Origin of the sequence: Lactiplantibacillus daowaiensis, from assembly GCF_005405085.1 — a bacterium.
GTDB classification, from domain to species: Bacteria; Bacillota; Bacilli; order Lactobacillales; family Lactobacillaceae; genus Lactiplantibacillus; species Lactiplantibacillus daowaiensis.
The window spans coordinates 195,830-210,471 of sequence record NZ_BJDJ01000001.1 but is presented as its reverse complement, the minus strand read 5'-3'; the positions used below and the strand labels follow the sequence as shown (position 1 = coordinate 210,471).

The 14,642-nt window shown below is 45.8% G+C and carries 11 protein-coding genes; 4 read left to right on the top strand and 7 right to left on the bottom strand.

Annotation, left to right across the window (positions count from 1 at the left end; all coding sequences use genetic code 11):
- Positions 1-86 precede the first annotated feature (86 nt).
- From FFM75_RS01020 to FFM75_RS01010, 3 genes are read left to right on the top strand one after another with little or no spacing between them, the layout of a single operon-like run.
- Entirely contained in the window at positions 87-971 is an 885-nt protein-coding gene (locus FFM75_RS01020) for a shikimate dehydrogenase (RefSeq protein ID WP_137627331.1), read from the top strand.
- A 33-nt stretch (positions 972-1,004) separates the two neighbouring features.
- The gene (aroE, locus tag FFM75_RS01015) at positions 1,005-1,889 is read left to right on the top strand and encodes a shikimate dehydrogenase (RefSeq protein WP_137627330.1); all 885 of its coding nucleotides are present in this window, start codon (positions 1,005-1,007) and stop codon (positions 1,887-1,889) included.
- A gap of 2 nt (positions 1,890-1,891) precedes the next feature.
- The gene (locus tag FFM75_RS01010) at positions 1,892-3,139 is read left to right on the top strand and encodes an MFS transporter (protein ID WP_137627329.1); all 1,248 of its coding nucleotides are present in this window, start codon (positions 1,892-1,894) and stop codon (positions 3,137-3,139) included.
- A gap of 53 nt (positions 3,140-3,192) precedes the next feature.
- Here FFM75_RS01010 and FFM75_RS01005 read toward each other — a convergent pair whose 3' ends face one another.
- On the bottom strand, positions 3,193-3,399 hold the full coding sequence (locus FFM75_RS01005; RefSeq protein ID WP_137627328.1) for a hypothetical protein: 207 nt from the start codon (positions 3,397-3,399) through the stop codon (positions 3,193-3,195).
- A 304-nt stretch (positions 3,400-3,703) separates the two neighbouring features.
- Between FFM75_RS01005 and FFM75_RS01000 the strand changes: the two genes are divergently transcribed.
- Positions 3,704-7,999 carry a SpaA isopeptide-forming pilin-related protein gene (locus tag FFM75_RS01000; RefSeq protein ID WP_137627327.1) on the top strand — a complete coding sequence of 1,432 codons (4,296 nt, stop codon included), beginning with the start codon at positions 3,704-3,706 and terminating at the stop codon, positions 7,997-7,999.
- 73 nt (positions 8,000-8,072) lie between these two features.
- Here FFM75_RS01000 and FFM75_RS14105 read toward each other — a convergent pair whose 3' ends face one another.
- The 6 genes from FFM75_RS14105 to serC form a co-directional block, all read right to left on the bottom strand.
- Positions 8,073-8,204 (bottom strand): hypothetical protein, encoded by a 132-nt coding sequence (locus tag FFM75_RS14105; RefSeq protein ID WP_263390544.1) that lies wholly within the window; start codon positions 8,202-8,204, stop codon positions 8,073-8,075.
- Positions 8,205-8,290: 86 nt separating this feature from the next.
- Positions 8,291-9,133 carry a helix-turn-helix domain-containing protein gene (locus FFM75_RS00995; RefSeq protein WP_137627326.1) on the bottom strand — a complete coding sequence of 281 codons (843 nt, stop codon included), beginning with the start codon at positions 9,131-9,133 and terminating at the stop codon, positions 8,291-8,293.
- Positions 9,134-9,859: 726 nt separating this feature from the next.
- A complete protein-coding gene (locus FFM75_RS00990) occupies positions 9,860-11,518 on the bottom strand; it encodes a peptide ABC transporter substrate-binding protein (RefSeq protein ID WP_137627325.1) in 1,659 nt (552 codons plus the stop codon).
- A 158-nt stretch (positions 11,519-11,676) separates the two neighbouring features.
- Positions 11,677-12,111, bottom strand: a complete 435-nt coding sequence (locus tag FFM75_RS00985; RefSeq protein ID WP_137627324.1) for a GNAT family N-acetyltransferase — start codon at positions 12,109-12,111, stop codon at positions 11,677-11,679.
- Between the two features lie 14 nt (positions 12,112-12,125).
- Entirely contained in the window at positions 12,126-13,295 is a 1,170-nt protein-coding gene (locus tag FFM75_RS00980; protein WP_137627323.1) for a phosphoglycerate dehydrogenase, read from the bottom strand.
- A complete protein-coding gene (serC, locus tag FFM75_RS00975; RefSeq protein WP_137627322.1) occupies positions 13,295-14,383 on the bottom strand; it encodes a 3-phosphoserine/phosphohydroxythreonine transaminase in 1,089 nt (362 codons plus the stop codon). Before serC ends, FFM75_RS00980 begins: the two co-directional genes overlap by 1 nt.
- Between the last annotated feature and the right edge of the window lie 259 nt (positions 14,384-14,642).

The window sequence follows — 14,642 nt, the reverse complement described above, 5'->3', positions numbered from 1 at the left end:
GAATGTGGTCGAAAGGAGACTGGGACAGCTGTCTCGGTCTCCTTTCACGTTTAAAACGACCTAAAACTAAGGAGTGTCATATTATTATGGAAAAACGAATTTCAGGAACGACCGGTTTATTTACGTTACTAGGGTCACCAGTTGGTCACTCAGGTTCCCCAGCGATGTATAACTTTAGCTTTCAACATCAAGGCCTCGATTATGCTTACTTAGCCTTTGACGTGCAAAAAGATCAAATGCCACAAGCCATCGATGCTTTACGGCTATTTAAAGTCCGCGGCAGCAATGTCACGATGCCTTGCAAGACGGTGGCTGCCACTTTAGTGGATGATTTATCACCAGCGGCTAAAATCGTGGGCGCAATCAACGTGATCGTTAATGATGATGGCAAGCTAACGGGACATATTACGGACGGTATCGGCTTTGTTCGTAACTTAAAAGAAAATGGCGTTGACGTCAAAGGCAAAAAATTGGTCGTCTTAGGTGCTGGCGGTGCTGCCACAGCCTTACAAGTCCAATGTGCCTTAGATGGGGCGCGGGCAATTTCAATCTTTAACCAAGATGATAGTTTTTATGCCAATGCCGAAAAGACGCAAGCTAAGTTGCATGATGCCAAGCCAGAAGTTGAGGTTAACGTTTATCCATTAGCTGATCAAGCGAAGTTAAAGGCTGAAATCGCCGATGCGGATATTTTAGTGAATGCGACGATTGTTGGGATGAAGCCATTAGATGGTCAATCACTGATTGATCCAAGCTTCTTACGGTCAGATTTAGTGGTGGCGGATACGGTTTATAACCCATTGAAGACCACGCTAATTGAAGATGCAGAAAAGCTAGGTTGCACGGTTGCGCCTGGTAAAGGCATGTTGCTATGGCAAGGGGCCGCAGCTTATACGCTATTTACGGGTCAAGAAATGCCAACTGACGCGTATCAAGCTTATGAAGCCAAACAAGCGGCAGCGCAACATTAATGAAGGATTGATTAACAGGAGGGATTGACGATTATGGAGTCACGAATTGATGGGCATACAACGATGTTGGGGTTGTTTGGGTCGCCGGTGGGCCATTCCGGTTCCCCAGCCATGTATAACTATAGTTTTGAACAAGCCGGGATCAATGATGCTTACTTAGCTTTTGATATCCAAGCTGACCAAATGGCGAGTGCCTTAGAAAAAATGCGGATTTTTAACATGCGTGGGGCTAACGTCACGATGCCTTGTAAAAAGGTCGCCGCTGAATTAGTTGATGAACTGTCGCCAGCCGCTGAATTGATTGGGGCAGTCAACACGATTGTCAATAATGACGGTGTTTTAGTTGGTCACAATACGGATGGCGCTGGCTATGTTGAAAATTTGCGACACCATGATGTTGATCCTCAAGGCAAACGCTTGACGATTTTAGGTGCTGGCGGTGCTGGGACGGCGATTGCGGTCCAAATGGCCTTGGAAGGTGCCGCAGTCATTCGCATCTTTAATCCTAAAGATGCTTTCTTTAAAAATGCAGAACTAACCGCGCAAAAGATCATGGCTAAAGTTCCGGCTTGCCACGTTGAAGTGGGTGATATCAATGATCAAACCGCTTTAACTGAAGCTATCAAAGCCAGTGATATTTTAGCGAATGCGACTAAAGTAGGCATGAATCCACATCCTGATCAAAGTAACATTAAAGATGTTAGTGTCTTTCGGCCCGATTTAGTGGTTACAGACACGGTCTACAGTCCAGCCACGACGAAGATGCTTGCTGATGCCAAGGCGCAAGGCAGTACCACGATTGGTGGTAAAGGCATGTTGGTTTGGCAAGGGGCCGCAGCTTTTAAACTCTATACTGGGCAAGAGATGCCGGTTGATGATGTCAAACGACTCTTCTTCAGCGATACCGGAGGTAATTAATCATGACAACCACCACCACCAACTCTAATAAAAAGTATTATCCAACTGCGCTGGCGCTTTACTTTGCTTATTTTATCTTAGGGATTGCGTCATCAATCATGGGGCAATATAAAACCGAGTTTGCAAAGGCTTGGGGCGCGACGACTTCGGCCAGCGGTGTGATCGATGTTAGTATGGTCGTCTCCGTCATTGCAGCATATGGCTTAGGTCGCTTGATTGCGTATCCATTTGCGGGACCGATTTCCGATAAAGTCGGCCGGCGCGTCAGTGGGTTTATTGGCATGGCCTTGTATGCGGCGTTCTTCTTTGGCATGATCAGTGTGCATAGCATGTGGTTTGCTTATGGCGTCGGTGTGATGAATGGGATTGCCAATTCCTTCTTAGATACTTGTGTATCACCTAGTGTGATGGAGATTTTTCCAAAGTCCGCGTCGATTGCGAACTTATTTACTAAGTTTGCGATTACCGTCGCTCAATTCGTCTTACCATTCGTCATTGGCTTAGTGGCTAGTGCGAATATGTCTTATCAAGTGATTTTCATTGCTTGTGGGTTACTAATGGTGATCGATGCCATCTTAGTTTTGATCTTACCATTCCCTAAACAAACGGCCAAAACACCAGCTACGAAAGCTGATACGACTGCTAAGCCACAACATCGCTTTACTGCTGCGTCAATCGCATCCATCTTGATTGGGTTTACCAGTTCAGCGACCTTTATGATTTGGTTGAACTGTAACCAAGAATTGGGAACGAGCTATGGGATTAAAGATCCGAGTGTATTACAGTCATTTTATGCCGTTGGTGCCACGATTGCGGTCTTGTTGACGGCCCAGTTCATCCATATGGGGTTAAAAGAAACCACCGTCTTAATTATGTATCCAAGTATCTCAGTCGTGATGCTATTACTTTGTTACTTCATTACGAGTCCGACGATTCTCTACATTGGGAGTTTCGTTATTGGTTATGCGGCGGCTGGTGGGGTCTTACAATTGGCGACCTCAACGACGGTCGGGTTCTTCCCAGACAGCAAGGGTTTAGCAACGTCTTTGGTCATGATTGCATCTAGTGTTGCAAATTATGCGGTCTTATCACTAGCCGCTTATTTAACCAAAGCCACTGGTGCTAGTGCACCGCGGATGATTATCTTGTTAAATGTGGTCATTACCTTGATTGGGGTTGGATTAGCCGTAATCGTCAAGCGGCGGAGCCAACCGACTGTTAACGTAACGGCCGCTAAAGTTGAAAATTAAAGCTTGCAAAAAAGAGCGCGGCCCAAGTGGTCACGCTCTTTTTGCGTCCAAAATTAAGATTCATCGTTATCCAACTTAGCTAACTTTAGGCGGCCAAAGATATCCAACCCGATCCCTAAGATCACCATGCCAGTTAAGTAGACCCGCAAGGTTGGATATAAAGTGGCTGGACTGACCCGTAAGGTAATTAAAGCGGCGCCAATCACGCAAATCAAGGCAAAAATCAGGCGTCCGTTCGTCATAATCAATTTTTGATCCAATGCTATTTTCCTCTCATGGTAATGCCAACAAACTTACTTATCAATTCGCAAATAGTATAACGGCGATAACGGTTGCAAGTCAATTTCTTTGACAGGTTAGGGCTGATTTTGGCGTAACGACGTTTTTTTATAACTGTCGTTAGTTGTAAATATAAATATAATTATATCTATTAACGGGCTTAATGATATTTGATAATAATCATTGTTAGGAATGTATGAAGTGATTTATAATTAAAGGGTAGCGTTGGTTTATATACATTGAATTAACCAACCAATCCTTGAAGAAAGGAGGGAAGAAACGATCATGCGATTAAAAACAATTTTAGCGGGAACCGCGACATTATTAACATTGTTAGCGGCTAATACGGCAAAAGCCGATACGACTAAAGCAACCACCACGGCGACGACTGCGGCAAATACCACGGCGACAAGTTCGGCTAAGGCAACTAGTGAATCGCAGGTGACCTTGAGAAGTGGGTCGACCACGACTGAGTCAACAGCGAGTGATACTAGTGCTAATGATGATCAAACGGCATCAAGTACGACATCGTCAAGTACTGGTGATCAACCAGCGACTGATCAAGACGGCAATGCCGCGATCAGTAGTAGTAGTCACAGTGCTAGTGCTGATGAGACGGATTCAGGTTCAACAGTAACTGATGTAAATGTTGATGAGTCTACGCAAAATCAAGGTTCAACGACGAAGCCAACGACGAATGCAACAAGTTCGACGCCAACTAGTACCACCACGGCTAACCAACCAGCCACGCAAACGACCAACGCCACCGATACGACGGTGGTTACGGCTAGTGATAACGTGGTTGACACCACGGCTAGTCAGACGACACAAACGGCCACGACGACGCAAGTCCAAGCTAAGTCAGCAGCGGCAACCACGGCAAATCAGCAAACGACCACCAAAATGTATAGTGCGGTAACTACCAGTTTAAAGGGAACCGGCGCTTTAACGAGTGGGACCTTAGCCTTCAGCAATTTTAAAGCGTTGATGGCAAAAGCCACGGTTGTGGTAACGGGGTTAACGGCTGACGATGCGACTATTACAGATACTACTGGTAATACGTATACCACGAGTGAGACGCTGGATGCTTATTCACATTATATTGTGAAATATGCTTGGTCAATTCCAGATGGTGAAGTCATCAACGACGGGGACTCGGTGACGATTACGTTGCCAAGTAATACGAAAGCCACCGCCGCTGACTTTGACGTCACTGATTTTATGACCGGTGAAGTGATTGGGACGGCCGTTGCGGATGAAAATGCGCAAACGGCAACCTTGACCTTTAACGATTATTACGCCACTAATCCTGGCGATAGTCGCAAGGGTAACTTGCTATTTTATGTCTCTGGGACAACGACTTCAGCCGGTGATAGTACTTTTAAAATCAATAAGATCGGTTGGGTCGATGGCACCAATAAAACGACGGGTTATTGGCAGATGATTATTAATCCATTTGCCGATACTTGGCATTCAGTCACCGTTGTTGATAACATGGGACTCTATCAAACTTACAATCAAGATATGTGGGTTGAAACCGGGATTTATAATGACGATAATAGTAACTTTGTGGCGACGGCTAAGCTCGTTGCGGGGACGGATTATACCTTAACGACTGATGGTAATGTGTTAACGTTGACTTTTCTGACGCCAGTGACGACCGCCATTAATATTGAATATACGGCGACTTTACAACCTAATCATTTCTATATTAATAGTGCGGTCTTGAACTACACCCCAGCAACTGGGGTGCCAGGCATCGCTAATGTTAATGCCACGGCTGCTCAAGGTGGTTCTGGTGCCGCAGACTCACTGATTGGGAGTGCGTTATTAACTAAGACGGATGCCACGACAGGGAATCCGGTCGTCGGGGCGGTTTATAGTCTTTATGCCAGTGACGGCACGACCTTGTTGCGTAGTGGCCTAACCACTGATGCGCAAGGGCAACTGACGATTGGGTCCTTGGTTTCTGGGGACTACGTTTTAAAAGAAACCCGGGCGCCAGACGATTATGCGCTTAATCCAACGGCCGTGACCTTTACGGTGCCAGCACCATCGAATTTGTCAGCTGATGAGCCAACTAGCAATATCGTAGTACCAGTTGCAACGACTGATGCGACGGTTGAACGAACCGCGGTCAAGGTGACGAAACAATGGGTGGCCGTACCAACTGGCACGACCACACCAAGTGTGACGGTGACGCTGTATCGTCAATCTAGTGCGGTTAGTTTAAGTGCCACGACGCAAACATTGACGTTAACGGCTGCCAATCAGTATCAAGGGACGTTTAGCAACTTACCGGTTACTGATAATTATGGTAACCCATATACGTATACGGTCGTTGAAACGCCAGTTGCGGGTTATGTTAGCACGCAAACCACTAGTGGTGACACTGTGACGTTAACCAACACGTATCAATATGGGTCACTCACGGTCACTAAAGTTGGCAGTGATGATTCAGCGACGGGATTAGCTGGCGCAACATTTACGTTGTTAGATAATGCTGGCCAAATAATTGCCACACAAACGACTGGGTCGACTGGTAGTTTGATTTTTGCTGGCTTGCAGCAAGGTGTTTACACACTGCATGAAACGACGGCGCCAGCGGGCTATCAGTTAGCTGCAGATCAAACCGTCACGATTGATGAAACGACGCAGTACAATGTCGCACTCACAGTCGTTGATCAAAAAATCGACCAAACGACAATTACGGTCAATAAGCATTGGGCGGGCCTCACTGCTAATACAGTCACACCGGCAGTCACGATCACGTTAATGGCGAATGATACCAGTACAGGTCAAACGTTGACGTTAACGAACGCTAATGGTTATACTGGTCAATTTACTGATTTGGATACGACTGATGTGACTGGCACCGCCATCACGTATACGGTGGTTGAAACCCCAGTGACGGGTTATACCACGACTGGTGGGACAATTGTTAATGGCGTGGCTGACTTTACCAATACGTTACAAACCGGGAGTTTGGTTGTGACGAAAGTGGATCAGCAAACGCAAGCAACGTTAGCCAATGCGACCTTTAGTTTAGTGGATCGCACAGGTCAAACAATTGCGGCACAAACGACCGATGCGACTGGTCAAGCAACATTTACCGGTTTGGCAACTGGCCAATACACGTTACACGAACTGACGGCCCCAACTGGTTATGACTTAGCAGCTGATCAAGCGGTTACGATCGATGCGACCGCTTCGGCACCGGTGACTATAACGGTTGCGGATACCAAAACGGTCGTGCCAACGACCACATTAACCGTCAATAAACATTGGGCTGAGACAACAGCGACCACGGTCACGCCAAGTGTCACAGTGACGCTTTATGCCAATGGCACGTCTACTGGTCAGACGTTAACGTTGAGTGTCGCGACACACTATACGGGTCAATTTACGGACCTCGCAGTCGCGGATACCCAAGGGCAAACGATTCAGTACACCATCGTTGAAACCCCAGTTGTGGGCTATCAATTGACTAGTAATACCGTGGTTGACGGGGTAGCGGACTTAACGAATACGTTAATTACAACACCAGTCACGCCAACGACGACATTGACGGTCAATAAGCATTGGGCGGGGGTAACGGCCACGACGGTCACGCCTGCGGTGACGGTAACCCTCTACGCCAATGGCACAGCTACTGGTCAGACATTAATGTTGACTAAAGCCAACGGTTATACAAGCCAATTTAGTGACTTGGCCGTAACGGATGCAGCTGGTCAAACGATTCAATATACGGTCGTTGAAACGCCAGTTGCGGGTTATACCTTAACGGCACAAACCACAACTAACGGTAGCGTTGACTTAACGAATACGTTAGTGACCACGCCAGTCACACCGACGGGCAGTTTGACAGTCATTAAAGTTGATGATCAGACGCAGGCCAAGTTAGCTGGCGCAACTTTTAAAGTTGTGAACGCAGCTGGCCAAACGGTTGCAACGGGAACCACCGATGTTAGCGGCCAAGTCAGTTTCACTGACCTGACAGCTGGGACGTATCAGGTGATTGAAACGGTGGCACCAGCGGGCTATACGTTGAATGCGACGGCCACGACCATTACGGTCAGTGCTGAACAGGCACAATTAGTGACCATCGCAGATACGAAGTTACCGGTGACCCCAGTTGATCCAATTGATCCAGTTGAGCCGACCGTGCCGGTTGACCCAACTGAGCCAAGCACACCGGATGTCATTACACCGACGACGCCAAGTGTGCCAAATACACCGGCTAAGCCAACGGTACCAACAGTTAAGGTTATCGTTAACCATGTCGGGCAGAGCACCTTTGGTGAATACGCCGGGGGCATCACCCCGGATCAACCAACGCCAGCAACGGCAAAACAGACACTGGTTAAGTTGACACCAACGCCAGTAGCGACACGGCAATTGACAGCGCAAGCTGATCACTTGCAAGGTGCAAGTCAGTTACAAGCACCAGTAAAAACCACGTCGAAAATGACGACTTTGCCACAAACGAATGACAAACCGTCACGTTGGGCTTGGTTAGGTTGGCTAAGCTTAGTTATTTTGAGCTTAGGTTATGGCTTGATTAAGCAACGCGCAAACTAAAATAACGCGTTCGACATCCCATTAAGTTGAGATGTTGAACGCGTTATTTTTAATTTAGTCGTTTTTGTCTGAATTACCGACGATTCTGGCCAGATGCTTCATCATGACGAACCCGAACCGGCTGGGCCGCGGGAGTTCGATTACCGGCCACCACGCCTGCGACGGCAGCTAAGCCTGCCGCTGCTAATAAACCTGCTAATAACATATCTAGCACCTCCAAATCGTCTAACTAACTCTTGATACTTGCAGTGTAGGCGACTTTTTTTAGGATTGCAATTAATATGCTGGATATTAAAGCGAATTTGAATAACTTGTAATTTTCTTAAGCAATTGTTGGTTGTTGTTAATGCGGGCAAAGGCGGTGGCGTCGTTTAGAAGTTCTTGAACTTGGTCGGGATCTTCACTGAGATGAGCTTGTAAGAACTTGATCTTAGCGACATAAAATGTGACGTGGTATTGGGCACAAATCTGAATCGCATAATCTAGTAACTTCTTACTTTGGGCGGTAGCGCCACTTTCAGCGTAGAAATTCCCAGTGTAATAGGCGAGATTGATAACGCGCCAAACACTAGCGGTCGTTTCAAGCGACAGGTCGGGAAGTGCTTGCCGTACTTTTTCGAAGTAATACTTGGCTTTTTCGGGTTCATGGTTACTTTGGTAAGCAATCCCAGTACCACAATAGGCCAACTGGGTGTAAATGGTGGCATGTTGTTCATCTAAATCAGTAATGATTTGATCGAAATTAAATAAGACATCACTGATCGGGTGTTGATTCAAAGCGGCGACATAGCCCTTTAAGAAACAATATTGTAACTTGGTCTCTAAATCATGCCGGGGCTTATCGGCAATTTTATTTAAACGAGTTTCGGCATCAGCATATTCACTCGTAATTAAGTCGAATTCGATTTGACTGAGTTCTTTTAAGACCGCTGCATCGGCGACCCGTTCCGTTGGAAAGACATCTTCTAATTGTAAATGAAGTCGTTGGCATAGTTGCGCCACGATGCGAATCGCCGGTGCTTTACCGTTATTTTCAAACTTACTTAATGTTGCTTGGGTACAAATGCCGTCAGAAAGGGCTTTTTGTGATAACCCTAAAGCCTTCCGGCGGGCAATGAATAATTCAATATTCACTTCTATTTTTCTCCCTTGAAAGGTAATTAGACTTACCATGCTGCCACGTCTTGACAACAGTTCCACTTCTAATTAAACAATGTTTATATAATTTTGTCAATATTTAGAAGGTATACTTAATATTCTGAAAATATATGAATATTTGATGCTGATTTTCATGAAATGAGGATCTTTAGGTGCCCGATAAAGTGAAAAATGTTGAAAACAACTATTAGTAATCATTCTAATAGCGACTGCCTTGTTAGATGACTTAATTGGACGTGCCAGGCATGGTTTGGGCTTATTTCTGTCTTGAAATCAAAGTTACGCGCACCTAAAAATAAAAGCGAACGATGCTAAGAAGTTGTAAAATTAGCATTAGGTAAGAGGAGATGCCTACAGTAATTTTCTTAACTTAGAAATGGGGATGAGGTCTTGAAGTTCAAAAAGAAATTTTACAAAGATATCTGGTTTTGGCTTGGATTGATACTGGTGGTATTAGGTATTCAAAAAATACTTAATTTCGCTAACAGTACGTTGTTATTGATATTGTTTGCTGTACTAGAGGTTGTGATTGGTGTTTGTTTATTAGTACAGACAGTTAGAAAAGTATCATAGCAAAGTTCATTAAAGTCGTTAGGATATGGCATGATTGGAACTGCTTCTATTGTTGAATGAAAAATAATGAGAGATCAAAATAAGCGCTGCAAAACCGGTTTGGCTTTACAACGCTTATTTTAAATATAGCTATTTTGCCATGTAGGCGTTCTTGAAGTTGTAGTTGATCCCAGCGGTATTGTAAACCAAGCCTTTAAGCTTTGGATTAACCATTTGGGCGACAACATTTTGTGATAATGGGGCAACCCCTTGGTCGGTCGCAATCGTCTTTTCAGCCGTTGCTAAAGCTTGCCAGCGTTTCTTAGTGCTAGTGGTGCTGTTAGCGGTCTTGATGGCGGCATCAAAGGTCTTGTTTTGCCATTTCCCGAAGTTGTAATCGTTGGTCGAAGTCATGATCCCTAAATCAGAGATTGGATCAGCGAAGTCCGCTTGCCAAGCTGAGATAACCAATTGGAAGTTACCGGCAACTTCACGTGCGATCCGTGTCTTGTATGGCACGGTGACGCTCTTGACCGTTAAGCCAGGTAGTTCTTTTTCCAATTGACCTTGAACGTATTCTGATAAAGCTTTCATTTGATCAGTATCATCATGCGTCAATGTTAAGGTTAATTTCTTCTTGCCGACTTCTTTTAAGCCTTGCTTCCAAAGCGTCTTGGCTTTGGTCGTGTTTTCAGTAACCGCTGATTTAACTTCGTTTTGCGTGGCAAAGTCTTTACCTGTGGTTGGGTCTTTGGCTAAGCCAGCCGTGACAAAGCCCTTAGGGGTAACGGAACCATCGCCTAAGACATTGTTAACGAGTTCTTCACGGTTCAATGATAAGGACATTGCTTGGCGTAATTTCTTATTTGCTAAGGCTTTGACTTTCTTTTGGTTGAATTCCAAGTAGTTCAAACGTGATGACTTGCGAATCTTAAGTTTGCTGTTATTCTTTTCATTTTTAACTTGTTGTCCAGATAAAGTGGCCATATCTAATTTGCCGCTTTGGAATAAGTTAAAGGCTGTGGTCGTTGATTTGACGACTTGGTCATGAATCTTCGTTAAACGGACGTTTTTCTTATCCCAGTATTGATTGTTCTTGACCAAGGTCCAAGTATCGTTAGTCCCCGTCCAACCAGTCATCTTAAACGGCCCATCGTAAACCATCTTGCTGGAGCTGGTCCCGTAGTCTTTGCCATACTTTTCAACGGCATGTTGATTTTGTGGGAAGAAGACCACAAAGCCCATGAGGAGTTTAAAGTATTGCATTGGCTTTTCCAACGTGACAGTCAGCTTGTAGTTGCCATCAGCCTTGATCCCCAAAGTTGAGGCTTTGGCTTTGCCATTAGTGATTTTATCGGCATTTTTGATACCAGAATATAAGTAAGCGTATTGTGACGCGGTCTTGGGATTAACCGTCCGGCGCCAGCCATAGACAAAGTCTTTGGCGGTGACTTTATCACCATTACTCCATTTGGCATTTTTCCGGAGCGTAAAGGTGTACGTCTTTTTATCCTTAGAAATTTTAGTTGAAGTGGCAATTCCTGGCGTAACCTTGCTGTTATTGCCTAAGCGGTAAAGCCCTTCTTGCGAGTTATTGATCATCGTCCCACTGATGACATCGATGGCTAGTGATGGGTCCAAAGTTGAAAGATCCTGCCCATTTTCAGACCAATTCAAAACTTGTGATTTGGCTAAACTCCCGCTAGTACTACTACTCGAACTAGAGGTGCTTTTTTGCCCACAAGCGGTTAATAAGAAGCCGGTAGCGGCAGTTACCGCGACGACGGCCGAAAGTTGTTTCCATTGCATATATGTATCCCCCTCGATCACTTTTATGATATGACAATGAGAATACATTAAAATTAAATTAAAATCAACAGTTATTTTTTAATTAATTCATCAAAAAGTCACAAAAGGCCCGCGCTTGCCAGGTTTTGGCAAACACGAGCCTTTTGTAAGTAGCTTAATTAACGGTGCCAACGCATCGTATATTCGGGCTGATTTGTGGTTTTATCAATTCCTTGGGCATGAACTTGAAAGCCACTGTGATGATAAAAAGCGACGGCGGCCCGATTAGCCACGTAGACCGACAGTTCAAGCTGGGGTTGTTGGGCTTTAGCAGCGGTCAATAACGCTGTGCCGATACCTTGTTGCTGAGCTGTCGTAGCAACGAAGATCCCCGCAATGTAGTGATGTTGTAAGCCAAGAAACCCTTGGATCTGACCATGGTCACTGGCGACTAGTAGCGTGGCTTGTGGTAGCGCCGCCCGTACGGCTGGAACTTGTTTGCGCCAATAGTCGGCACGCACGAAGGGGTGGGCATCCAAGTTACCTTGTAGCCAGATGGCCATGAGTTGGTCTAATTGTGCAGTTGTCGGTTGTTTCAGTAAGTCAATTGACATGATTAGCGTCCTTTTTAATGGTGGATGAGTAGCCGAACACGATAGACCGCTGGAATTTGATTGAGCGCATCGATCAATTGTTGACTGCTGTCATGGTCGAGGTCATCGACATCGATAATCGTATAAGCCGTTTCATGTTTGGCTGCGTTGGCCATGGTGGCAATGTTTAAATTGGCCGCCGCTAGTTTTTGAGTAATTTGGCTGACCATATTAGGCACGTTTTGATGCATAACGGTAAACCGATAAGCGGCGTTGAACGGTACAGTTAAGTTAGGCAAATTAATCGCAGCTTGGACGTTACCAGTTTCTAAATAAGTCATGATCGTTTGCGCAGCCTGTGTGGCACCGTTAACTTCGGCTTCAATCGTTGAGCCGCCAATATGTGGCGTGACGGTAACGGCGGTCTGATTGGCCAACCGGGGTTCACCAAAGTCAGTGTAATAATGGGCCACTTGGCCGGTGGTGATTGCGTCTAAGACGGCGGCATTGTCGACGATCCCACCGCGCGAATAGTTGAACAATTGAACGTTTGGTTGCATGGCGGCAAGCTCTGGGGTCCCCAAGAGATTTAAGGTATCTTCGTTTTTAGGGACGTGCACCGTCACGTAATCGGCATGTTTAACGGCCATTTCAATGCTGCTGGCACGTTGCACTTGTTTGGCAATGTTCCAAGCGGCATCGGCTGATAAGTAGGGGTCATAACCGATGACGTTCATGCCTAGATTTAATGCGGCATTGGCGACGAGTGAACCGACGTGACCTAAGCCGATTACGGCTAACGTCTTACCCAATAATTCAGTCCCGTTAAACTTGGTTTTATCGTGTTCAGTTCGTTGCGACACGTCGGCTTCAGTGTGTTCGGCCGAGTAGTTAGCGGCCGCCATTAAATTCCGTGAGGCGATCACGAGTAAAGCGATGACTAATTCCTTCACCGCATTGGCATTACTCCCCGGGGTATTGAAAACGGCGGTGCCATTTTCAGTAGCGGCGGTCAAGGGCACATTATTCACACCAGCCCCGGCGCGGGCAATCACTTTTAGTGATTTTGGTAAAGTTTGTTGGTGCAAGTCGACGGAGCGAATCAAGTACGCATCTGGTTGATCAGATTGATTCAGTTGATAGTTGGTTGTAAACGTATCTAGCCCGGCTTGGGCGATTGCATTGTAAGTTTTAACTTGATACATTAGGCATGCTCCTTTGTATGGGTGGCTTCAAATTGGGCTAAATAATCGACAAGTGCTTGGACGCCAGCTTGCGGCATTGCATTGTAAAGACTGGCCCGCATGCCACCGACTAAGCGGTGACCTTTTAAGTTCAAGAGCCCTTGCTCAGTAGCACCGGCAATTACTTGGGCATCAATAGCCGGATCTCCGGTCACAAAGGGCACGTTCATGAGTGACCGATCAGCTGGATTCACGTTTGAGGTGAATAGCGTGGATTGATCTAAAAAGTCATATAGTAAGGCTGCTTTATCACGATTGCGTTGGGCCATGGCAGTTAGGCCCCCTTGTGCTTTGAGCCATTTTAGGACTAAGCCCGCGGCATAGATGGCAAAGACTGGTGGGGTGTTAAACATCGAGCGCTTGTCGGCAAACAATTGGTAGTCGAGCATGCTCGGTAAATTGGTAGCGTGCCCAATCAAGTCGTCACGAACAATGACGATTGTTAAGCCGGCGGGACCTAAGTTTTTCTGTGCACCCGCAAAGATCATGCCAAAGTCACTGACTTGGTAAGGCTGGCCTAAGAAATTCGAAGACATATCAGCGACTAAAGGCACACGGCCAGTTTGTGGCAACGTCGTGTAAGTCGTGCCTTCAATCGTATTGTTAGTCGTTAAATGCACATAATCTAAGTTTTGATCGACCGGCTGATTAGGCATCGGCAGGGTGGTGAAGTGATTGTCAGCACCGGTCCCTAAAATATCGACTTTGGTTTGGACACGTCGGGCTTCATCGGCGGCCCGACTGGCCCAATGACCACTGTCGAGGAGTCCAATGTGATGGTGCTTGGTTGCGAGATTTAATGGGGCGGCCGTAAACTGAAGCGTACCGCCGCCTTGAAAGAACAAGACTCGATAATTAGCGGGGATCTGCATTAAATCGCGTAAATCAGCTTCAGCGTCATTAATGACTTGATCAAACAGCGCTGACCGATGTGAAAGCTCCATAATACTCATGCCCGAGCCCTGAAAGGACGGTAATTCGGCCTGAATTTGTTGAATAACGGGTTGCGGCATGACGGCCGGCCCGGCTGAAAAGTTATACGTTGTCATTAAAAAATCCCCACTTTCAAAAGGTTAAATTTTGCTATAAAAAAAGTCCCAGTGGTCGTTAAGACCACGAGGACTGTTAATGTCAGTAATAATAACCGCCCTCATCATCGAATGTTGATTACACATCCATGTTTAGGCTTGATGTCACGCGAAATTAGGCCAACACAGATGAGTGTGTAGACCAGGAGGAGACGATTAAGTTAGTGTTTTGATTGATAAACATCATGACCACTCCTTGATTTCGTTATGAGATAAATTT